This window comes from Streptomyces sp. APSN-46.1, assembly GCF_022815725.1.
Lineage (GTDB): Bacteria > Actinomycetota > Actinomycetes > Streptomycetales > Streptomycetaceae > Streptomyces.
The window spans coordinates 521,025-541,706 of record NZ_JALGRF010000002.1 but is presented as its reverse complement, the minus strand read 5'-3'; the positions used below and the strand labels follow the sequence as shown (position 1 = coordinate 541,706).

The window sequence follows — 20,682 nt, the reverse complement described above, 5'->3', positions numbered from 1 at the left end:
GCACGCGGATGACGTACTCGGATGACGCACGCGGATGAGGAGCCTGACCGGCCGTCCGCCCTCCCGGTCCTGCTGGAGGCGGTTCTCGGCGTCGGCTCCGAGGTCGAGCTGAACGCCACCCTCCAGCACATCGTGGATTCGGCGACCGAGCTGTGCGCGGCCCGGTACGGCGCGCTCGGGGTCATCGACCCCGAGCGCGTCCGGCTGACCGGGCTCTTCACCGCCGGGCTGACCGAGGAGGAACGGGCGGCGATCCCCCGGCTGCCCGACGGGCGCTCCGGCGTACTGGGCGCGCTCATCAGCGACCCCCGGCCGCTGCTGCTGGACGATCTGACGGCGGACCCCCGCTCGGTGGGGTTCCCGCCGGGCCACCCTCACATGCGCGGCTTCCTGGGCGTGCCCATCCGGGTGCACACGGAGGTGTTCGGGAACCTCTACCTGACCGGGAAGCGGGGCGGCGGACCCTTCACCGACGGGGACCTCGCGCTCGTGCGCGTCCTGGCCTCGCAGGCGGGCATGGCGATCGGCAACGCCCGGCTGTACGAGACCGCGCGCCGCCGGGAGCGCTGGATCGAGGGGGCCGCGGCCGTGACCACGGCCCTGCTGGCCGGGCGGCCTGCGGCGGACGCCCTGATGTGCGTGGCCGAGCGGGCCCGGCTGCTCGCCGACGCGGCGGCCGGGGTGGTGCTCCAGCCGACCCCCGAGGGCGGGATGGAGATCGTGGCCGCCTCGGCGCAGGGGGACCCCGGTGACCTGGTGGGCACCTCCATCGCCCCCGGATCGGCGGTCCTGGAACAGCTCCTGGGCGGCGAGCCCGTCTTCATCGAGGACTCGGCGACGGATCCCCGGATGACGACACACGTGCGGGAACGTTTCGGCCCGAGCATGATGCTGCCGCTCCAGAGCGGCGGCCAGCTGATCGGCACCCTGGCCCTGCCACGCGGGCGGGGCGGGCCCCCGTACGACGCGGTGGACCGGCTGCTGGCCTCCCAGTTCGCCTCCCAGGCCGCACTGGCCCTCGTCCTGGCGGACGCCCAGCACGACCGGGAGCAGTTGGCGGTGTACGAGGACCGGGACCGGATCGCGCGGGACCTGCACGATCTGGTGATCCAGCGGCTGTTCGCGACGGAGATGATGCTGGAGAGCACCCGGAGGCGCTCGTCGAACGCGCCCACCGGGGACGGGGACACGGTGGGGGACGAACTCGGCCGCGCGGTGGACGAGCTGGACTCCACGATCCAGGAGGTCCGCACGGCCATCTTCGCCCTCCAGCAGCCCCCGACGGACGCCCCGACGGCCTTCCGCGGCCGCGTCCTGCGCGAGACGGGCGGCGCGGCGGTGCTGCTGGGCTTCCAGCCGTCGGTCCACTTCGCGGGGGCGGTGGACGCGCTGCTGCCGGACCCGGTGGCGGACGACCTCCTCGGCGCCCTGCGCGGAGCCCTGGCGGCGGCCCATCGCCGTATCGGGGTCACCTCGATCGGCGTGGAGGTCGATGCGACCCCGGCCCTGGTCCGCCTGACGGTCTCGGACGACGGCGGCACGGAATCGGGCGGCCGGGGCACGACGGTGACGTGGGAGTCCGCGCTGTAGGGGTCCGTCGGCGTGGCCGTGATCCGCCGGCGTCGGCGTGATCCGCCGGCGTGGGCCGGGCCGGACTTCCACGTTCTTTGGCTCCGGCGCCCGCTCGACGGCTGGGCCAGTAGTGGGCTGATGCACAAGCATGACCTGCGAGGAGAGGCCGTCCGTGCCTCGGGTGAGCCCTTGGCCGCCGGTTCGAGGGTGGTACCAAAACACCTTTGACCGCCGTCAGCCGCTGCGGCCCCGGCAGGCCGGTCACCCGGATCCGGACCAGACCAGGTCGGCCTGTTCGGTCTTCTCCCGCAGGGAGGTCACCGGGTCCTCCCCTCTTACGGCCGGGCGGGGCGGGTCGCGGCCCGCAGGGCGATGCGGGTGCTGGACTGGGCCACCCCGGCGTCCCGTTTGAGCCTGCGCAGCAGCGCGTCGAGGGCCGCCGGGTCGGAGGCCCGGGCGCGTACGAGGTAGTCGTACTCCCCCGTGACGTGCACGACTTCGGTGATTCCGGGCAGGTGGGCGACCTGGCGCTCGAACTCATCGTTGGTGGTGTCCTGGCGCAGTGTGAGGTCGATGAAAACGACGAGCCCGCCGCGCGTGTCGGCGGCCGGATCCACGACGACCGTGAAGCCGCGGATCACTCCGTCGCGGCGCATCCGCCGCACCCGGTCGGCGGCGGCGTTCGCGCTGAGGCCGACGCGGACGCCGAGGTCGCGGTACGAGATCCGCGCATCCTGCTGGAGGATGCCGAGGATTTCCCTGTCGAGGCGGTCCATGCCGCGATTCTCGCAGGAGGGCCCGGTAATCGCTGCCCGATCGCCGGGCGGGCCACGCACCCTCGCCTCCATGAGCGAACTGTTGACACCGGCCCTGGCGGGCGCGGTCGCGGGCCTGGGCGTGGCGATGCCGATGGGTGCGATGAGCGTGCTGCTGCTCCAGGAGGCGATCCGGCACCGCCGCGCCGCGGTGGCGGCGGCCGCGGGCATCGCGGTGGTCGACCTCGGCTACGCCGCCCTCGCCACCGCGCTCGGCCCCTGGGTGGCCGCCCATGTCACCCCGGTGGAGGCCTGGGTCCGGCTGGCCTCGGCGGGCGTCCTCCTGGCCATCGCGGCCGTCGGCCTCCACCGCTCACGCCCATCGCGCGAAGCCCCCGCCCCGGCACCCGCCGATCGCGACCGCGGCCCCACAGCCGAACCCGGCTCCGCCCCCGGCCCCCGCCCCGGCTCCGGCTCCGCACCCGCATCCGCGCCCGGACCGGGCTCCGGCCCAAGCCCGGCACCCGGCCCCGGCTCCGCACCCGCATCCGCATCCGCACCCCGACCAGGCTCCAGCCCAAGCCCCGCACCCGAACCCGGCCCCGCACCCGCACCCGCGCCCGCGCCCCGACCGGGCTCCAGCCCAAGCCCCGCACCCGAACCCGGCCCCGGCTCCGCGCCCGCATCCGCACCCGAACCCGGCTCCGGCCCAAGCCCCCGCCCAGAACCCGGCTCCGCACCCAGACACGGCTCCGGCTCCGCGCCCGCATCCGCGCCCGAACTCGGCTCCAGCCCAAACCCACGCCCGGGCCCCGGCTCCGCGCCGGGACTTGGCTCCGCATCCGCATCCGCAGCCTGGTCCGGATCCGGATCCGGACCAGGCTGCGGCCCAAGCCCTGCGCCCGAACTCGGCCCCGGCCCAAGCCCCAGCCCGGGACACGGCTCGTCGCCGGGACCCGGCTCCGCCCCCGGACCCGGCTTCGCGCCGGGACCCGGCTCCGGGGTGGGGAGGACCTTTGGGCGGTACGTCGGGCTCACCGCCGTGAACCCCACCACCGCGCTCTACTTCGCCGCCCTCACCACCGCGCAGGGGGCCACCCTGCGCGCCGGGGCGGCCGGGGCCGCGTTCCTCGCCGGGGTCGCCCTCGCCTCCCTCCTCTGGCAGCAGACCCTCGTGGTCATCGGCACCTTCGCCGGCAGCAGGATCTCCCCCACCGCCCGTACCTGGACCTTCCGTCTCGGCTACGGCCTGGTCGCCGCCTACGCGCTGAAGATCGCCTTCCCCCTTCCCGCCCTGTGACGGACGAGACCGCGCTTGGCCCGGAACCCCCCAGCGAGAACCCGTACCCGCCCTCTAGGGTGAATCCGTGACGACCCGCCTCTCGGCCCGCGCCGCCATCGCCTCCGTGACCGACTCCGGCAGCTTCGCCGAACTCCCCGCGCCCCACCGGGACTCACCCCCCGACGGCCCCCTCGGCTGGGCCGGGTACGACGACTCCCGCGCCCGCGCCGCGCGGCGGACCGGCGAGGAGGAGTCCGTCGTCACCGGCACCGCCCGCATCGGCGGCCGCGAAACCGCCCTGATCGCCTTCGAGTTCGGCTTCCTCGGCGGGTCCCTCGGCGAACGCACCGGAGACCGGCTCGAAGCCGCCTACGCCCATGCCCGCGCGCACCGGCTCCCCCTCGTCTCCCTCATCGCCACCGGCGGCTCCCGAATGCAGGAGGGCATGCTCGCGCTGACCCAACTCCAGTGCGTGGCCCGCCAGTCCGCGCTCACCCGGGCCGCCGGGCTCCCGCAGATCGCCGTCCTGCGCGACCCCACCACCGGCGGCGGCTGGGCCACCCTCGGCGCCGGGGCCGATGTCGTCCTCGCGCTGCCCGCGGCCCAAGTCGGCTTCGCCGGCTCCCGGGTGCGGCCGGCGGACGCGGATCCGGCGGCCTACACCGCCGAGGGCCAGTACGCGGCCGGACACGTGGACGCCGTCGTGCCCGCCGCCGACCTGCCCGCGACCCTGGCGGACTGGCTGCGCGTCCTGGCCGCGCCCCGCTCCGCCGAGCCGGTCGCACCCCCGGCCGCCCTGGCCGACGTATCAGCGCCCGCCACCGGCTGGGACGCCGTACGGCAGGCCCGGCACCCGGACCGCCCGCGCGCCCCCACGTACCTCGACGCGTACTTCGACCTCCGCCTCCCCCTCTCCGGGGACCGGGCGGGCGGCACGGACCCCGGGATGCTGTGCGGGTTCGGGCTGCGGGACGGGCGGGCCGTCGCGTACGCCGCCCAGTGCGGCACCGCCACCCGCCCGGCGGGGTACCGCACGGCCGCCCGCGTGATCCGCCTCGCGGACCGGCTCGGGATCCCCGTCCTCACCCTGGTGGACACCCCGGGCGCGGCCAACGACGCCGCCGCCGAGCACGCGGGGGCCGGTGCGGCCATCGCGGACACGTTCGCGGCGGTGGCCGCCGCCGGCGTACCCGTCACCACGCTGCTCATCGGCGAGGGCGGCTCCGGCGGAGCCCTCGCGCTGGCCGCGCCGGGGAACACGTGGGTCACGGCGGACAGCTACTTCTCGGTCATCGCCCCCGAACTGGCGGCGGCCATCCTCAAGCGCCCCGCGACGGACGCCCCGGCGACGGCGGACCAGCTCCGCATCCGCCCGCAGGACCTCGTCACCCTCGGCGTGGCCCGGGGCGTGGTCGGCCCGGCCCCGTCCCCGACCCCCGGCGCGTGAGCGGGCACGCCCGCGGGGCGGGTCCGCACGGCTTCCGCCAAGCGGTCTCGCCGGGATTCACCTGGCGGCGCCGACCCTGGAGTTGACCATGTCACGCACCGCTCACCACGGCCGGTCCCGACGTACCGGGGCCGGACGTCCGGCCGGTCCCGTCGAGGCGGGGCCGGGCGCACCGCTCCTCGACATCGTCGTCCGCGACCTGCGCTACAGCGCCCGCTGCCTCGCCGAAGCGGAGCGGGCCAGGCGCCGGACCCGGCCGCGGGCCGTCCGGCGCCACGTCGCGATCCGCTGTCTGCCGCGCCGGCTGGGCGACTCCGTGGCCGTCGCGGCCACGCTGGAGGAACGCCGCGCCCGGCAGCGGCTGCGCGCGCGGACCCGTGCCGTGCTCCGACTCGTCGACGGCGAGCGCGGCGGTCCGCTCGACCCGTTCCGCGCCGAGTACGCCAAGTACGCCAAGTACGCCAAGTACGCCAAGGATGCGGACATCCCGCCGGCCCGACACCGCCGGGGCGAACTGTGGCTGGCGTGAGCCCGGGCGCAGGCCCCCCTGACTCCGGCCGCGACCCGGCGTACAGCGCCGACTTGTCGGAGGTACCGGCGACCGTCCCGTCACGGTGGTCCTCCGCGAGCCCGGAGAGGCCGCCGACCAGCCGCCCGTCGAGGGTGGTCCCGTCGAGGGAGTCCGAGTACCCCGCGACGGAGAGGTACGGCGAGCAGGCCCGGTCCCGTTAGCCGACACCGGCGCCGGCGGATCGGCCGAACCTCGCCGGGCTGGTCCCCACATGCCGCCCGAAGTGCCGTGTCAGATGCGCCTGGTCGTAGAACCCCACCGCCGTCGCCACCTCGGCCGGCCGCATCCCCGCCAGCAGCAGCCGCCGCGCGGCCGCCACCCGCCGCCCCGTCAGGTAGGCGTGCGGCGGCAGCCCGTACGCCTTCCGGAAGACCCGGATCAGCTGCGTGGGATCGACCTCACCCAGGCCCAGCAGCGCCGAAGCCTCCCCCAGCGTGACGCCCTCGGCCACCCGCGCGTCGAGCAGCTCGCGCAGCCGTACGGCGACCCCCGCGACCCCCGCGCCCGCCGCCCCGTACGCCGACGGCGCCTTCCGCCCCGCGAGCCATCCCCGCAGCCGCTCCCCTACGAAGGCCAGCCGCGACTCCGCCTCGAACCGCTCGACCGCCGCCTCCCCCGGACCCAGCGCCCGGTGCAGCCCGTGCACGCGCTCCCGCAGCGCCGGGTCGAGCAGCAGCGGGGTGTCCACGGCGGCCCCGGTCAGCCGCTCCGGCAGCACCGAGGTGTCCAGGTACAGCACCCGCTTACGGAAGCCGGCCTCCGTCACGGTCCGCCCGTCGTGGACCACACCGGGCGGCAGCAGAACCACCGCGTCCGACACCCCGATGCCGTGCCGCTCCCGGTCCAGCGCGAAGTCCACACGACCGCCGTCCAGGATCATCAGAGCCCAGGTGTCATGCACGTGGGCCGGGTACGCGTGGTCGGTGAAGCGGGCGTGGAAGACCTCGGTGATGCCCGCGACCGGCGGCTGCCAGGCGGAGACCCTGCTGCGCGGACGTATGGCGGCCATGTCAGCAACGTACAAGACCGGCCCCTCCCCGCACCGGCAGGCTCCTGCCATGACAACGCACACACCGGCCCCGGTGAACATCGCGCGCAAGCTGTCCGCCTTCGACGAGCAGTGGGCCCCGCGCCGCATCGCCCGCGTCAACGACTACGAGGTCAAGGCCGCCAAGCTGCAAGGCGAGTTCGTGTGGCACACCCACGAGGACACCGACGAACTGTTCCTCGTCGTGAGCGGGATCCTCACGATCCGCCTGCGCGAGGGAGACGTCGTCCTCGGCCCTGGTGAGCTGTACGTCGTCCCGCGCGGGGTGGAGCACTGCCCGGCGGCGGACGAGGAGGTGTCGATCCTGCTGTTCGAGCCGGCCGGCACCGCCAACACCGGCGATGTGGGCGGGGAGCGCACCCGCGAGCCAGTGGACGCGTAGGCGTAGGCGTACGCCCCGGCCCGGGGTCAGGCCTGTGGCGACCTCGCGTCGTAGCGGGCGAAAGCGCGCCACCGGAGGGCGAGCAGGGTCAGCACCAGTACGCAGGCGAGCCCCCCGCCCGTGATCGCCACCGCGGGGGAGGTCAGGTCGGCGGCGGTCCCGGCGAGGAAGTCCCCGAGCCGGGGGCCGCCCGCGACGACCACGATGAACACGCCCTGGAGCCGTCCGCGCATCTCGTCCGGGGTCGCCGCCTGGAGCATGGTGGTGCGGAACACCATCGAGATGGTGTCGGCGCATCCGGCCAGGGCCAGGAAGAACAGTCCGAGCCACAGGTTCCGGGTGAGCCCGAAGACGGCCACGGCCAGCCCCCAGGCCGCGACGGAGAGCAGGATCGCCAGCCCGTGGCGGCGGATCCGCCCCTGCCAGCCGGAGAACAGGCCGCCCAGCAGCGCGCCGACGGCGGGCGCGGCCACGAGGAGGCCGACGGTCTTGGCGTCGCCCCCGTACCAGAGGACGGCGATGGCCGGGAACAGCGCCCTCGGGTGGGCCAGCACCATGGCGGCCATGTCGGAGAAGAAGGTCATCCGGATGTTGGGCCGGGTGCCGAGGAAGCGCAGCCCGTCGAGTACGGAGGCCCTCCCCCGCTTGCCCTCCGCCCGGTCAGCCTTAAGGGGTGAGGGGCGCATCGACGGCAGCCGCCACATGGCGTAGAGGGCGGCCGCGAAGGTCACGGCGTCGATCAGGTACGCCGCCTGGTAGCCCCACCAGCCGACGATGAGGCCGCCGAGGACCGGGCCGAGCATCGTCCCGGAGGTCATGGTCACCGAGTTCAGCGCGTTCGCGGCGGGCAGCTGCTCGGGCGGCAGCAGCCGCGGGATCATGGCCGACCGGGCCGGTCCGTTGAGCGCCCCGCAGACCGCCTGGAGCGCGACGACCCCGTACAGCAGCCAGACGCGGTGGTAGCCGAGGAGGGCGGCCGCGGCCAGCGCGATCGACAGCCCGGCGAGGCCGGTGGAGCTGTAGAGGCCGAGCTTGCGCCGGTCCACGGTGTCGGCGATCGCCCCGCCGTACAGGCCGAAGGCGACGAGCGGGACGAGCGAGAAGAGGCCGACCAGTCCGACGGAGAAGCTGGAGCCGGTGATCTCGTAGACCTGGAGCGAGATCGCGAGGGCGGTCATCGCCTGGCCCATCCAGGAAATGGTGGCGCCCACCCACAGCCGCCGGTAGTGCGGGGAGGAGCGGAGCGGGGTCAGGTCGGCGAATATGCGGGGGCGGGGGCGGGTCGGCGCGGTGGTACGAGTCACAGCGGATGATAACCAGCGGCCGATCCCGGCCCCGGGCGGTCCCGGTCCCCGTTCACGCACCCGCACCCGTGATCCCACGCGGATCCGGGGCCCCAGGCCCGGCACCCTCTTGCCGGTAACCCGCCATTATCACCTGACATTTGACTGAATCGACGCGCGCTCCTCCGCTCGTGTTCAGCTCATGATGAAAAGACGCGGCGTATGTCCAGGGAGGCGCAGTGATCGAACCTGGCACCAGCACCACGAGCACCAGCTCCCCGACCGATACGGTCCCCCTCACCGTCGGGGTCGAGGAGGAGTTCCTCCTCGTCGACGCCCGCACCTTCCGGGTGGTCCCGGCCGCCCCGCTCGTCCTCGCCACGGCCGCCGGGCTTCCGCACGAGCTGCACCCCGAAGGCACCCGCTACCAGGTGGAGATCTCCACCCCGGTCGCCGACTCGGCGGTCACCCTGCGCGCGGAACTCGTCGCCCTGCGGCGCACCCTCGCGCGGGCGGCCCGCGCGCACGGCTGCCGGCTGCTGGCCGCCCCTTCGCCGGTGGTGGCCGTGGAGGGGCCGTTGCACCTGACCGACGACGAGCCGCGCCAGCGCGAGCAGCACCGGCGGTTCGGCTCGCTCACCGACACCCTGGTCAGCTGCGGCCGGCACATCCACATCGGCACCCTCGACGTGGACACGGCGGTCGCGGTGTCCAACCGGGTCAGGCCGTGGCTGCCCACGCTGATCGCGCTGGCCGCCAACTCGCCGTTCTGGGGCGGGCGCGACACGGGTCACGCGAGCTGGCGGGCGATGGCCTGGTCGGGCTGGCCCTCGGCGGGGCTGCCCCCGCACTTCACGTCCACGGCCCACTTCCGGCGCTCGGTGCAGACCCTGCTCGGCTCCGGGGCGGCCCTGGACATCAAGATGGTCTACTGGGACCTCCGGCCGTCCGGCCACTGGCCCACGCTTGAGATCCGGGCGCCCGACATGTCCCCGGCCATCGACACCGCCATCCTTCAGGCCGAGTTGGCCCGGGCCCTGGTGGCCACGGCGCTCCGGGAGATCGCGGAGCAGCGCCCGGAGCCCGCTCTACGGGAGGACGTACTCCGCCTCGCCCGGTGGCGGGGGGCCCACGACGGGCTGGAGGGCTTCGGTCTGGACCCGTACACGGGCGTGGAGCTCCCGGCGGCCGATCTCGCGGAGGCACTGCTGGACCTGGTCGCCCCGGACCTGGCCGCCGCCGGTGACCTCGACCACGCGGCCAAGACCATGGCGGACCTGCTCCGCGACGGCTCGGGCGCGCACCGCCAGCGTGCGGCCTTCGCCCGCCGCCAGGACCTGACGGACGTCCTGCGCCTTCTGACGGACGAAACGGAGAATTTCTGAGTGTGGCGGGCTGAGTCCTACGGGCCGGGTCCGGCGGGCCCGGTCCCCGTCGGGCAGGCGCGGCGAAGCCGCAGGCGACAACGTGCCGTCGCCTGCGGCTTCATGGTGGGGGAAGAGGAAGGGGAAGGCGAAGGGGAAGGGTCAGGAGCAGCCGGGCACGGTTCCGTAGCAGTTCGTGGGCAGGTTCTTGATGATCTTGGAGTCCGTGAGCGTGACCACGCCGCCCGGCCAGTTGTTGATGCCGCCGCCGTTGCGGGCGGCCCGGTTGTCCGAGACGGTCGTGTGTGCGAGCGTCAGTCGGGCGGCGTCGGCCCCGTCGACCTGCTCGTTGTTGATGCCGCCGCCGTCGCGGCCGGCCGAGTTCTCCAGGACCTTGCTCTTGCTCAGCGTCGCGGTGCCCTCGTTGTTGATGGCGCCGCCGTCCCGGCCCGACTTGTTGCCGTCGAGGCTCGACTCCTGGATGTCGAGGGTCGCGTCCACGCCGTTGTTGATGCCACCGCCCTCAAGGCCGGCCCAGTTCTCGATGATCTTGCTGTAGGTGACGGTCGCCCTGCCGAGGTTGTTGAGGCCACCGCCGTTGCCCTCGCGGGCATCGTTGTTCGCGAGATGGCTGTGCTCGATGGTCACCGTGCCCAGGTTCTGGATGCCGCCGCCGTCCTGGTCGGCCGCGTTGCCGGCGACGGTGCTCTTCTTGACGCGGAGGGTTCCTTCCGCGTCGTTGCTGATGCCGCCGCCGTCTCCGGAGTCGTTGCCGGTGGCCGTGACCACGTTGGTCAGGACGTCGCTGTTGATCAGGGTGACGTCACCGCCCTCGTTGGAGATGCCGCCGCCGACCCCACTGGCCTGGTTGCCGGCGACCTTGCTGTGCTCCAGCCGCAGGGTGCCCGCGTTGGTGATGCCCGCGCCGTTCCCGTCGATGCGGCCGCCGGTCACGGTGATGCCGTCCAGCGTGAGGCTGCCGCCGTCGCTGACGGCGAGGATGCGGAACAGCGGCAGGCTCTCGACGACGGAACGGATCAGGGTCGAGTTCTTGCCGGTGAGGGTGACGTGCCCGGTGATGGCCGGCAGGGCGTTCCCCGTGCGCGTGTAGGCCTCCTCGAAGCGGTAGGCGCAGTTCTCGGCCAGCGTGATCGTGCCGCCCTCGACGTTCGCATTCGCCGCCCCGATGGCCGCGATGAGTCCGGCGACGTCACCGCAGGTGATGGTCGTGTCTGACGGCTGCGCGATGGCCGGCGAGGCCACCACGCACAGACCCACGCTCGCCGCCACGGCAGCTCCAGCGAGTACGAGACGATTCTTCATCCGTATTTCTTCCTCTCGGTTCCAAGCCGGGCGCCTCACTCGCCCTCTCCTCGGGTACGCGAAGGAGGACGATCCTGATCACGGGAGACCGGCAAGACGGAACCGTGGTATCGCTTGCACACGCCGGTTTCTCGCACCACGGTTCGGACTCTCCGCAATTGCATGCGAACGGCGGTCACCTCACCCCTGCCAGACGCCCGCTCTGATCACCGGTAGCTGACACTGTGCCCCGAGGCCTTCTGGCCTCGGGGCACAGTGCTGTGACGGTCTTCCCGGTACGGGACGGCCTCTAGACGGACGAGGCGGAGCTCATGTCCCGGTCCGCCTTCACCGCGCCCCGGGGGCGTACGGCCCACGAGGCGGCGTAGAGGACCGCGGCGAAGGCCGCGCTCACGGCGACGAGCAGCAGCCAGAACTGCCGCTCCGGGGCGCCGTCGTCCGTGGACAGCCAGGCGGCCAGCGCGTTGGCGCAGCCTCCGCCCAGGGCCATGGCGGTGCCGATGAAGCCGAAGGCCATGCCGCGCCGGTGGGCGGGAACCGTGTTGGCCATCTCGCTGTCGATCCGGGGATCGATCAGCACTTCCGCGGCGGAGAACAGCAGCACGGAGACCACCAGGCCGCCCACGGATCCCAGCGAGGCGGCGGCGAAGCTGGTCGTCATGATCAGCAGGGCGCCGCAGATGACCAGCGCGGAGCTGGTGATCTTGCTGGTGTACTGGTTCAGCGGGACCTGGAGCAGCACCACGGCGATCGCGTTGACGGTGAACAGGACACCGACGAGCGACGAGCTCTGCACACTGCCGGTGAAGACGGGCAGCGCGTATTCGAGCTGGATGTAGCAGAACCCGAAGGCGAAGGCGCACCCGAGCACCCAGGCGAGCTTCCGGCGGTCCACGGCGGCGGCCGCGCCGTCGGCGTCGGCAGCGGCCTTCGAGTCCGCGTCGGTCGGCTCCTCGGCGTCCGCGAGGGACCGCAGCCGCAGGAAGACGACCGCGAGCGCCATGTAGATGGCGCTGGTGACGACGAAGCCGATCCGGGGGTCGGCGACCAGCAGCAGGAGGCTGCCGGCCAGCGGACCGACGGCGCAGCCCACGTTGTTCGCGGTACTGCGGAGGGCGAAGACCGTCCTGAGCTGGTCCCCCGTTCCCAGCAGCCGCACCAGCGCCGCCTTCGACGCCGGTACGTAGATCGCACCGCCCAGACCCAGGAGCGCGCACGCGGTCACGACCTGGACCGGTCCGGAGGCGGACAGGAGCAGCAGGTACGACACCGCTCGGACCAGGAGCCCGCCGGACATGGCGCGGACGGGGCCCACGCGGTCGGCGATCCAGCCGCCCAGCATGGAAAGGCCCTGCTGGGACCAGAACTTGACCGTGATGGCCATGGCGACCACGACGGGGCTGAGGTGCTGCTCCCGCGTCAGATAGACGGCGAGGAACGGGATCACGATGTTGCTGCCGAACGCGACGGCGAAGTTGCCGATCAGCAGCAGAAGGACGCCGGGCGTACGTCGGGCGAGGCGCAGCGTCTCGATCACGATGCGGGGTCCGGTTCGCCGCGGCCCTGGATGACGGTGTTCTGCTCGAACCACGCCAGGGCGTCGGACAGGGCGGTCTCGACCTCCGCGCGCGAGCCGCCGGTGGCGAGCACGGAGCCGATCTTCTCCACGCTCAGCTTGGCCAGTTCGAGCTCGGCGCCCGGCTCGGCGTACGTGCGGTACTCGGTGATCCCGGGCACCGGGCACTCCCCGGGGATCTCCACGAGGGTGCCGGGGCGCGGCGGGAACAGCGAGAGGCCGGCGATCCGCAGCGGTGCGGCCGGGACGTCGAGCGGCTCGTGTCCGCTGAGGTTGCGGACGTACACCTCGGGCAGGAAGACGCCGAAGCCCAGCTTGAGCACGTCCTCGATCATCCCGCCGCCCATGCGGCTGGCGACCTCGTTGAACACCATGCGTCCGTCCTCGGTGAGGAAGACCTCGGCGTGGAACATGGACGTGTCCGGCGTCGGCAGCGCGGTCAGGGCCTGGCGCGTGAGTTCCTGCGCGGGGGCGAGCAGGGGGTCGTCCGGGTCCATCAGGCAGCTGTGCAGTGCGTTGCCCTGCTTGATGTCCAGGCAGGTGCTGTCGCCCTGGGTCGAGGCCCAGATGAGCTTGATCTCCCCGTCGAGGACGATGCCGTCGACGTGCAGCAGTTCGTGCTCGATGTACTGCTCGGCGATGAGCTGGGCGCCGTCGTCGGTGCCGAGGTCGCGGTGGGCGGCGAGCAGGGAGTCGATGTCCTGCTCGTCCCGCAGGACGTGCACGTCCATGGAACCGCCGCCTCGCCGCGGCTTGACGACGACCGGGTACCCGTTCTCCTCGACGAAGCCGAGCAGGTCGGCGAAGTTCGACACGGGCGCGTAGCGCGCGAGCGGGACGCCGGCCTCGGAGAGTATTCGCTTCATGTCGAGCTTGTCGCGGAAGGCGGTCGCGCTGGCGACGTCCTGCCCCGGCACGGCGAAGATCTCCCGCAGACGCGCGGCGCGCAGGATGTCGAACTCCGACAGCGCGAGAACGCGGTCGAAACCCCACTTCCGGTGCATCGCGAGGGCCTGGCTCTCCACCAGGGGGTTGAAGTGGAAGTCGTCGAAGAACTCCACGTGGTCGTACCCGGCGAGCTGGGCGGTGCGCTCCTGCGGGTCGGTCGAGACTGCCGCCGTGTCGGTCAGCAGGACCGCCTCGTCGTCGGCGCCGATCCAGTCGGGGAAGCGAAGTCCCGAGGCGAGCGGGGTCCGGTTGAGGACCAGGTACCTCATCGGACCTCCCCGGCCAGGAACGCGCAGCACGGTGCCCCGGCGATGTCCCATCCCCGGGTCGGCTGCTGCGGTCGGCTGTGATTCCTCGTGTGCGGGAGCAGAATTCTCACAGGTTCGTTTCTCTCAAGTGGGGTAGGGCTGGTGCGAGGGGTGTCCTGCGTTCGGTCTTTCACGCGTTCGCATCGCCTACCGGCAGGAAGGTGAGCGCCCATCGAAGCGCGACGCGTCGCGGCGTACCCGCGTCCGCGTCGGGCCGAGACCGGCCCGGTGGAACGCGGACCGCCCACGGCCCCTGCACAGGGCGGCACCACGGTCGACGACGTTGTCGGTAACAGCCTCGCCATTTAACCCGATCGGCCGGTGGCACGCGCGGGTGACCCGCTACAGCAGCGTGCGGATGTGGCCGACCACCCGGCCGCCGCCCCAGATCTCCGGACGGACCAGCTTCTCCACTGCCTCCTTGGCGGATTCAGGCACCGTCAGGTGGCCGCGCGTGATGAACGCGTCCAGGGCCACCGGCATGGACGCGCGGTTCATGCCGTCGTCGACCTTCACCGCCACGGCCCCGGCTCCCGGCGCGGCCAGCAGGTGCAGGCCCTCGGCCCCGAACTTGGCCAGCAGGCCGGGGACGGCCTGCATCGCCCGCACGTCCGTCTGGTCGGTGCCTTCGACGAGGTGGGGGTGGGCGCGCATGGCGTCGGCCACCGCACGCTCCTCGGTGCCCTCGAGGGCCTCCACGAGGCGGGACATCGCGCGCGCCAGGCCGGTCAGGCCCACCGCGAAGATCGGCACGCCGCAACCGTCGACGCCGGTTGCCGCGACCGTCTCGCCGGTCAGCTCCTCGATCACCGACGCGGCCAGCTTCTGCAGCGGGTGGTCGAGCTCCAAGTAGGTAGCGGTGTCCCAGCCGTTGGCGACGCAGGTCGCGAGCATCGCCGCGTGCTTGCCCGAGCAGGTCATGTACACGCGCCGGGCCTCGCCGCCGGCCGCGACGATCGCACGGGCGGCGGCCGGGTCCATGGGGAAGTCCGGCGGGCACCGCAGGGCGTCGCCGTCCAGGCCCGCGTCGGACAGGACCTTCTCGACCCGCTCCACGTGCGCCGGCTCGCCCCGGTGGCTGGCCGCCGCGACGGCCAGCTCGGCGTCGCCGGCGGGCTTCCAGCCGGCGCGCAGCATCGCGACGGCGAGCACCGGCTTGATGGCCGAGCGGGGGAAGACCGGGGAGACCGCGTCGCCGACCCGGGCGATCAGGGTGCCCGCGGAGTCGGTCACCGCGACGGAGCCGCGGTGGAAGCTCTCCGTGAAGCCGGAGCGGACGATCTCGGCTATGGGGTCACCGCCACGGTAGACGGCGTCGGCAGGGGCGGAACTCATGGCGGGGACTCCTTGCGAAGGTGTGATGACGGTGCCGGAAGGCAGCTGGTTGTATGTCAGGTTCCGCTCGTCGACGGTCAGGCTCAGCCCCGGACCGAACCGCAAGAGGACCCCGTGCGCGTGGCGTTCCAGTGAGACGTCGAGGGAGGCGACGCAGGCTCCGGCGTGCGCGCAGCCGCCACCGGACCGGTTGACGTGCACGCCCTGGAGCCCGGCGTTGCCGGCGCCGATGACGTCGGCTTCGTACTCGTCACCGATGTGCACGACGGCTTCCGCTCCGCCGAGCGCCGCGAGCCCGCCGGAGAAAGCCTCCATCGCGGGCTTGCGGTGCACGCCGTCCCCGCAGTACGTGATGTGCGAGAAGTACTTCGCCAGATCGAGGTGCCGGACGATGTCCTCGCGCAGCGCCGCGAACGAGTTGGAGACGGCCACGCACCTGATGCCGAGCGCTGCCACGGTGTCGAGGAACCGCACGGCGTCGGGAAACAGGCGCACGGACGCGAGCACGGCGCCGCGGCGCCTCGCGACGAGTTCGTCCAGCTCGGATGCGGACAGGCTCCGGCCGTGGCACGCGTCGTGGAACCGGCGGATCCTTTCGCGTTCGTACTCCTCCACCGGGAGGAGGCCTCGGTCCAGGTCACGATCCGCCTGCGCGGAGACCTCGTACCACCGCGGCAGATCCGACCTGCGCCCACCGATCGCTTCGAGCGCCCGCGGCGAACTCACGGAGTAGTCGATGAGGGTCTCGTCCAGATCGAGGGACAGAGCGTCACATCGCATGCGTCACCGCACCCACCACGGCAAACGAACCTTTCACCCGACGGACAGCGGTGCACGGGCAATTCACGTCACCGCGAACTGCCCGTGCTCCTGCGCCGATCGATGGGGAGCAGAACGGCACTTACCGGACCTGGAAGCGAAGCGTCTCGTTGACCTGCCGCTGCTTCTCGATGATATCGGCGCGGGAGGCCGCGGTGAAGATCACGTGACCGTGGGCCTGCCAGACCCGCGGCGGGACGTCGATCAGGTCGCCGATCCGGCTGTAGATCATGACCTCGGAGACGGTCTCGTCGGCCTCAAGGGCGTCGATGCCGTCGACGGCCGCGAGCTCACCGGGCTTCTCGCCGAAGTGCAGCGAGAAGCCGACGTGGCGGGCGTTCGCGTCGTTCACGAAGACGTCGACCTTCTCGCCGAGCGACACCTTGGTGAGGACCTCGACCATGTCGATGCCGGTCGACAGCAGCACGCTCTGGTAGACCGGGCCGCCGCCCAGCCGCGCGCCGGTCTCCAGGATGTAGGGCTCGCCGTCCGGCGAGACCCGGAACTCGGTGTGGGTGGCGCCCTGGGTGATGCCGAGGCCCTGGTGCGCCAGCGCCGTGAACTTCTTGACCTTCTCCAGCGTCTCGCCCGTCAGCACGGTCGGGGTCGCGTAGAAGGTCTCCTCGAAGAAGGGGCCGTCCATCGGGGTCGGCTTGTCGTGCACGGCGACGACCGTCGTCTCGCCGTCCTGCACGTAGCTCTCGACGCTGATCTCGTTGCCGACGAGGAACTCCTCAAGGAGGATCCCCTCCGAGTAACGGGACTTGAGGAAGAACAGCGGGTCGTAGTCGAAGCCGGCCCACGCGCCCTTCTGGATCTCCTCGAAGTGCTCGGCGAGCTCCTCCGGGGTGTCGACCCGGCGGACGAACATGCTGCCGCCGCCGATGATCGGCTTCATGACGAGCGGGTACTTGATCGTCTCCGCGGCCTTCTGCGCCTCCTCGACCGAGGACGCGACCGCGAAACGCGGCTGCGAGACGCCCACCGTCTCGAACGCGTTGCGCATGCTCAGCTTGTCGCGGCTCTTCTCGGCCGTTTCGGGGGAGATGTACGGAAGGCCGAGGGCGGCGGCGACGGCGGCGGCGGCCGGCACGCTGTGCTCGACGAACGCGATCACACCGGCGATGGGCTCGGACTCCTCCTTCGCGATCTCCACGCACCGGGCGACGGTGGCCTCGAGGTCACCGGTGGGCGCGGCGTAGACCGCGTCGACGTACTCGTGCTCCCAGCTGGGCTCCTCCACGACGACGATCGCCCGGTGCCCCAGCGCGTGGGCGGTCTCCGCGGCCTTGGCAAGGTGCTTGCGGCGGCTCGCGTTGCGGGTGTGCAGGATCATCAGGGTCATTTCAGTGCACCTTTCGAATTGCAATTGCCATGTCCGGCGAGACTTCGTCGACCGACGTGTCGAGCACGAGGACGGCCGGGCCTTGCCGGGAGAAGAAGGACGCGATCTCCGACGCGTCGCGGTCCGGGTCGTCGCAGGCCAGCACCGGCAGGCCGATCGCCGCGCAGATGGTGGGCCAGTCGATCCGGTGGAAGTCACGGCTGACGGCGGCGGCTCCGTGACGGTGGATGGCGTGCTGGTCGATCAGATTGAGCCGGCCGTTGTCGAGGACGGTGATCTTCACGTTGAGACCGAGGCGGGCGATGGTCTCCAACTCGCCGATGGACATGGTGAGTCCGCCGTCCCCCACCAGGGTCCACACCGTCGCGTCGGGGCGTGCGACGGCCGCGCCGATGGACGCGGGAATCGCGTAGCCGAGGCTTCCGGTCCCGCGCGGGGTGATGAGTCGCTGCGGAGGTGCGAGGCGCAGCAGCGCGCCGAACCAGCCGCTCGCGACGCTGGCCTCACCGACGCAGACGTCCCGGTCGGACATCTCCGCGTTGACCGTCGCCACGAGGGACGCGGTGCCGGACTTCGACCAGTCGCCGGCGGTGGCCGACGGACGGGGGCCGCTGTAGGACCACTCCCCCAGCTCGTCGGAGAGCAGCTTGAGGCCACTGCCGATGTCCTCGCGCAGCAGGCACCCGCTGACCGGGTCGGCGTCGTCGATCTCCGGATCGTTGTCGATCCGGACGAGGAACTGGTCGGGCGACGGCCACGCGTACTGGTTGGTCGACTTGTCGCCCAACTTGGAGCCCGCGTAGAGCACGACCTCGCAGCCGCTGATGTACTCGTTCGCGGGCGTGTCGCCCTTCGACCCGACCACCCGGGGAAGGTCGGCGGCGACCTCGGAGAGGACACCCTTGCCGTTGAGCGTGGTGAACACCGGGATGCCGAACCGGTCGACGAACTCCCGGAGAGCCTCGGCGGCGCCCGCCGCGTGGCAGCCGCCGCCGGCGATCAGGGCGACCCTCGAACCTCGCCTGACCGCCTCGGCGGCCCTCGCGACCGACTGTTCCCCGCCGGCCGCGGCAGCCGTGTCCGCGGGTGCCGACGCGCCGGCCGCGGCGGACGGCTCGTCCAGCAGCGCCAGGTCCGCCTCGGCCTCCAGGACGTCGGGGGCGATCTCGACGACGACCGGGCCGCGGCGGGGCTGCTCCGCGAGGGCGAGCGCGGCGTCGATGACGCCCAGCGCGCCCTTCTGCTCACGGACCACGTAGACGTGCTTCGCGACACTGTCGAAGAGCCGCGCGTGCTCGACCTGTCCCGTCGCCCACGGTCGCGGGGTGCTCTTGCTCGGCCCCGAGGTGATCAGTACCAGCGGCGTGCCGCTGTTGTACGCCTCCAGGAGGGCCGGGGTGGCGTAGGGAGAACCGATTCCGCCGGGAGCGTCGCAGACCGCGACGCTCCCGCTGACCCGGGCGTACGCCTCGGCCGCGTAGGCCGCTCCCCGGGGACACCTGCCCACGACGTGGGTGAGCGAGTCGCTCCGCTGGAAGGCCGCGTACAGGGAGAGCGAGGTCTCCCCGGGGTATCCGAAGACCTGGGAGACGCCCCGCTCCGACAGCCTCCGGGCTATCTCGTCCGCGACAGTGGTCATGAGGCGACGGCCAGGATGTTCGTCGGCGTGGGCAGCATGGGACGCTCCGCGCCGGTGAGGATGATGAGCAGGTCGCTGTCCTCCTTGAGCGCGCCTTCCTGCGCCATGCGCATCGCGCCCGCGAGGCACGCGGCCGCCGCGTAGCAGGCGTCGAAGCCGAGCGACTTCAGCAGACCCTTGGCCATGTGCATGTCGTGCGTCCGCGCGGCCACCAGGGCGCCACCCGTGTTGAGGCACATCGAGCGCATGTAGGGGTAGGTGTTCGTCGGGTCGCCCCGCTGGATGGCGTGGGCCAGTCCGTCGGGGTTCTCGACGATGTCCTCCTCCGCGATCTCGGCGCGGCCCGCGTTCCACGCGCTGACCATGGGGGCGCAGCTGTCCTCCTGCACGCCGACGAACGCCGGGAGGTTCTCCAGGAGGCCGAGGCGGTTCATCTCCACGGCGCCCTTGTATCCGCCGAGCAGACCCATGCCGCTGCTGATGGCCTGGAAGACGTGCGTCGGAGCCGACGGCATCTGCTGGTAGGCCTCGATGTAGGACGTCTTGAGGCCCTCGCGGCGGGCGTAGTTGAAGAAGCCGCCCTCCCAGAAGTAGCCGTTGTCCTCGGCGAACTTCTGGGCGATCGCGCCCGCGCCGACGAAGGTGCCGGCGACGGCGTGCGTGGCGATCTGGGGGTGGTCCGCGTAGTTCAGACGGTACGCGAACTGCTCGCCCACGAAGATGTGGAGCTTGAAGCCCTGGACGAGGCTCATCGAGTTCGCGTAGGCCATGGAGCTGTTGCCCGTGGAGGCCATGACGAACTCGCGGACGCCGAGGCCCTTGAACCGGCTCAAGGTGGCCGACGCGATGCGGTCCTTGGTCGATCGCGTGGGGTTGCGCGACTCGTCCTTGATGTACACCGAGCGGACGCCCAGCAGGCGGGCGAGCGCGGGCACGTCGGTGCAGGGGGTGTTGCCCTCACCCAGCCAGGTGAGGTGCTCCTCGTCGGCCACCGGCAGGACGTCCTTGTAGCGCCGCAGCGGGTTGGGGTTCGAGTCGAACGGTCCGATCTCCACCCGGTCGAGCGGGTACAGGACCTCGATCGCGCCCTTGCAGGAGGGGCATCGGTGCGTCCTGTCGTCCGTCTCCATCTCGCAGTCGAGACAGAGGAACACGGGACGGTCGGCCGGCGTGTGGTTCGCGTAAAGCTTCTGGTAGTCAAACATCAGGATCCCCCGGAATCCTTGTCTTCTCGCGGACGCGTGGTGACGGCCATTCCGGCCTTCGCTCCGAGCGCGTGGCCGTTTCGGAGTTCCGTGCCCTCGACAAGAATGTTGTAGTGGTTCGGCATGTGGGTTTCGTCGAAGCCGCTGATGGTTCCGAGCGTGCGCCCCTCGCTGACCAGGGCGTCGCCGACCGCGAGTACGCCCGACGTCTCGAACGTGGCGAAACCGTAGTACTCGACGTGGTCGACGGGGTAGCGGGGGCTGGGGCCCACGTTGATGAACTCGTGCACCTCACCCGCACGAATGCACCGCGTCTGCCATTTCGACGGCTCGATGGCACGGTCGTGCCGTGTGTGGTCCATGACCGCGGCCCAACGCAGCCGGAACGGTTCTCTACTGGTAAACATTATTCCCTGCTTCTCGGAAAGTTCTGTCGGGAAAATTCCGTGAGTGAGCGCCGTCAGCGCGGATCCACCGCAC

At 72.2% G+C, this 20,682-nt stretch carries 17 protein-coding genes; 6 read left to right on the top strand and 11 right to left on the bottom strand.

Annotation, left to right across the window (positions count from 1 at the left end; genetic code table 11):
* The first annotated feature begins 21 nt into the window (after positions 1-21).
* A complete protein-coding gene (locus MTF65_RS09020) occupies positions 22-1,590 on the top strand; it encodes a GAF domain-containing protein (RefSeq protein WP_243627909.1) in 1,569 nt (522 codons plus the stop codon).
* A gap of 317 nt (positions 1,591-1,907) precedes the next feature.
* Here the strand turns inward: MTF65_RS09020 and MTF65_RS09015 are convergent, their stop codons facing one another.
* Entirely contained in the window at positions 1,908-2,348 is a 441-nt protein-coding gene (locus MTF65_RS09015; protein ID WP_243627906.1) for an Lrp/AsnC family transcriptional regulator, read from the bottom strand.
* A 1,021-nt stretch (positions 2,349-3,369) separates the two neighbouring features.
* Between MTF65_RS09015 and MTF65_RS09010 the strand changes: the two genes are divergently transcribed.
* The 3 genes from MTF65_RS09010 to MTF65_RS09000 all read left to right on the top strand — a co-directional run bounded on the left by MTF65_RS09010 (position 3,370) and on the right by MTF65_RS09000 (position 5,585).
* Positions 3,370-3,627 (top strand): hypothetical protein, encoded by a 258-nt coding sequence (locus MTF65_RS09010; protein ID WP_243628695.1) that lies wholly within the window; start codon positions 3,370-3,372, stop codon positions 3,625-3,627.
* Positions 3,628-3,694: 67 nt separating this feature from the next.
* Positions 3,695-5,056 (top strand): carboxyl transferase domain-containing protein, encoded by a 1,362-nt coding sequence (locus MTF65_RS09005; RefSeq protein WP_243627905.1) that lies wholly within the window; start codon positions 3,695-3,697, stop codon positions 5,054-5,056.
* 88 nt (positions 5,057-5,144) lie between these two features.
* The gene (locus MTF65_RS09000) at positions 5,145-5,585 is read left to right on the top strand and encodes a hypothetical protein (protein WP_243627903.1); all 441 of its coding nucleotides are present in this window, start codon (positions 5,145-5,147) and stop codon (positions 5,583-5,585) included.
* Between the two features lie 199 nt (positions 5,586-5,784).
* Here MTF65_RS09000 and MTF65_RS08995 read toward each other — a convergent pair whose 3' ends face one another.
* Positions 5,785-6,636, bottom strand: a complete 852-nt coding sequence (locus MTF65_RS08995) for an AraC family transcriptional regulator (RefSeq protein ID WP_243627902.1) — start codon at positions 6,634-6,636, stop codon at positions 5,785-5,787.
* Between the two features lie 49 nt (positions 6,637-6,685).
* On the opposite strand from MTF65_RS08995, the gene MTF65_RS08990 reads away from it, so the two are divergent.
* The gene (locus tag MTF65_RS08990; RefSeq protein ID WP_243627901.1) at positions 6,686-7,057 is read left to right on the top strand and encodes a cupin domain-containing protein; all 372 of its coding nucleotides are present in this window, start codon (positions 6,686-6,688) and stop codon (positions 7,055-7,057) included.
* Between the two features lie 26 nt (positions 7,058-7,083).
* On the opposite strand, the gene MTF65_RS08985 is transcribed toward MTF65_RS08990, so the two are convergent.
* Positions 7,084-8,361 (bottom strand): MFS transporter, encoded by a 1,278-nt coding sequence (locus tag MTF65_RS08985; RefSeq protein ID WP_243627900.1) that lies wholly within the window; start codon positions 8,359-8,361, stop codon positions 7,084-7,086.
* 218 nt (positions 8,362-8,579) lie between these two features.
* Between MTF65_RS08985 and MTF65_RS08980 the strand changes: the two genes are divergently transcribed.
* Positions 8,580-9,725: a glutamate--cysteine ligase gene (locus MTF65_RS08980; protein WP_243627899.1), complete on the top strand. Its 1,146-nt coding sequence runs from the start codon at positions 8,580-8,582 to the stop codon at positions 9,723-9,725.
* A 141-nt stretch (positions 9,726-9,866) separates the two neighbouring features.
* Here MTF65_RS08980 and MTF65_RS08975 read toward each other — a convergent pair whose 3' ends face one another.
* The 8 genes from MTF65_RS08975 to MTF65_RS08940 form a co-directional block, all read right to left on the bottom strand.
* Positions 9,867-11,027, bottom strand: coding sequence for a hypothetical protein (locus tag MTF65_RS08975; RefSeq protein WP_243627898.1), 1,161 nt, complete (start codon positions 11,025-11,027; stop codon positions 9,867-9,869).
* 289 nt (positions 11,028-11,316) lie between these two features.
* Positions 11,317-12,564 carry an MFS transporter gene (locus MTF65_RS08970; protein WP_243627896.1) on the bottom strand — a complete coding sequence of 416 codons (1,248 nt, stop codon included), beginning with the start codon at positions 12,562-12,564 and terminating at the stop codon, positions 11,317-11,319.
* A complete protein-coding gene (locus MTF65_RS08965) occupies positions 12,561-13,820 on the bottom strand; it encodes an ATP-grasp domain-containing protein (RefSeq protein ID WP_243627894.1) in 1,260 nt (419 codons plus the stop codon). The genes MTF65_RS08970 and MTF65_RS08965 overlap by 4 nt, the downstream gene beginning before the upstream one ends.
* Before the next feature lie 381 nt (positions 13,821-14,201).
* Positions 14,202-15,974, bottom strand: coding sequence for an HAD-IA family hydrolase (locus tag MTF65_RS08960; protein WP_243627892.1), 1,773 nt, complete (start codon positions 15,972-15,974; stop codon positions 14,202-14,204).
* Positions 15,975-16,095: 121 nt separating this feature from the next.
* Positions 16,096-17,358, bottom strand: a complete 1,263-nt coding sequence (locus MTF65_RS08955) for an ATP-grasp domain-containing protein (RefSeq protein ID WP_243627890.1) — start codon at positions 17,356-17,358, stop codon at positions 16,096-16,098.
* A 1-nt stretch (position 17,359) separates the two neighbouring features.
* Complete coding sequence (locus tag MTF65_RS08950; RefSeq protein ID WP_243627888.1) at positions 17,360-18,997, bottom strand: thiamine pyrophosphate-binding protein; 1,638 nt, start codon at positions 18,995-18,997, stop codon at positions 17,360-17,362.
* Positions 18,994-20,202, bottom strand: a complete 1,209-nt coding sequence (locus tag MTF65_RS08945) for a pyridoxal-phosphate dependent enzyme (RefSeq protein WP_243627887.1) — start codon at positions 20,200-20,202, stop codon at positions 18,994-18,996. The genes MTF65_RS08950 and MTF65_RS08945 overlap by 4 nt, the downstream gene beginning before the upstream one ends.
* Complete coding sequence (locus MTF65_RS08940; RefSeq protein WP_243627886.1) at positions 20,202-20,609, bottom strand: DUF6917 domain-containing protein; 408 nt, start codon at positions 20,607-20,609, stop codon at positions 20,202-20,204. The genes MTF65_RS08945 and MTF65_RS08940 overlap by 1 nt, the downstream gene beginning before the upstream one ends.
* Positions 20,610-20,682: the final 73 nt, after the last annotated feature.

Coding starts and splice junctions, on each gene's coding strand:
- MTF65_RS09015 (WP_243627906.1), bottom strand. CDS start 2,348: ATGGACCGCCTCGACAGGGAAATCCTCGGCATCCTCCAGCAGGATGCG.
- MTF65_RS08940 (WP_243627886.1), bottom strand. CDS start 20,609: ATGTTTACCAGTAGAGAACCGTTCCGGCTGCGTTGGGCCGCGGTCATG.
- MTF65_RS08955 (WP_243627890.1), bottom strand. CDS start 17,358: ATGACCCTGATGATCCTGCACACCCGCAACGCGAGCCGCCGCAAGCAC.
- MTF65_RS08945 (WP_243627887.1), bottom strand. CDS start 20,202: ATGTTTGACTACCAGAAGCTTTACGCGAACCACACGCCGGCCGACCGT.
- MTF65_RS08950 (WP_243627888.1), bottom strand. CDS start 18,997: ATGACCACTGTCGCGGACGAGATAGCCCGGAGGCTGTCGGAGCGGGGC.
- MTF65_RS09000 (WP_243627903.1), top strand. CDS start 5,145: ATGTCACGCACCGCTCACCACGGCCGGTCCCGACGTACCGGGGCCGGA.
- MTF65_RS08965 (WP_243627894.1), bottom strand. CDS start 13,820: ATGAGGTACCTGGTCCTCAACCGGACCCCGCTCGCCTCGGGACTTCGC.
- MTF65_RS08995 (WP_243627902.1), bottom strand. CDS start 6,636: ATGGCCGCCATACGTCCGCGCAGCAGGGTCTCCGCCTGGCAGCCGCCG.
- MTF65_RS08990 (WP_243627901.1), top strand. CDS start 6,686: ATGACAACGCACACACCGGCCCCGGTGAACATCGCGCGCAAGCTGTCC.
- MTF65_RS08975 (WP_243627898.1), bottom strand. CDS start 11,027: ATGAAGAATCGTCTCGTACTCGCTGGAGCTGCCGTGGCGGCGAGCGTG.
- MTF65_RS09020 (WP_243627909.1), top strand. CDS start 22: ATGACGCACGCGGATGAGGAGCCTGACCGGCCGTCCGCCCTCCCGGTC.
- MTF65_RS08960 (WP_243627892.1), bottom strand. CDS start 15,974: ATGCGATGTGACGCTCTGTCCCTCGATCTGGACGAGACCCTCATCGAC.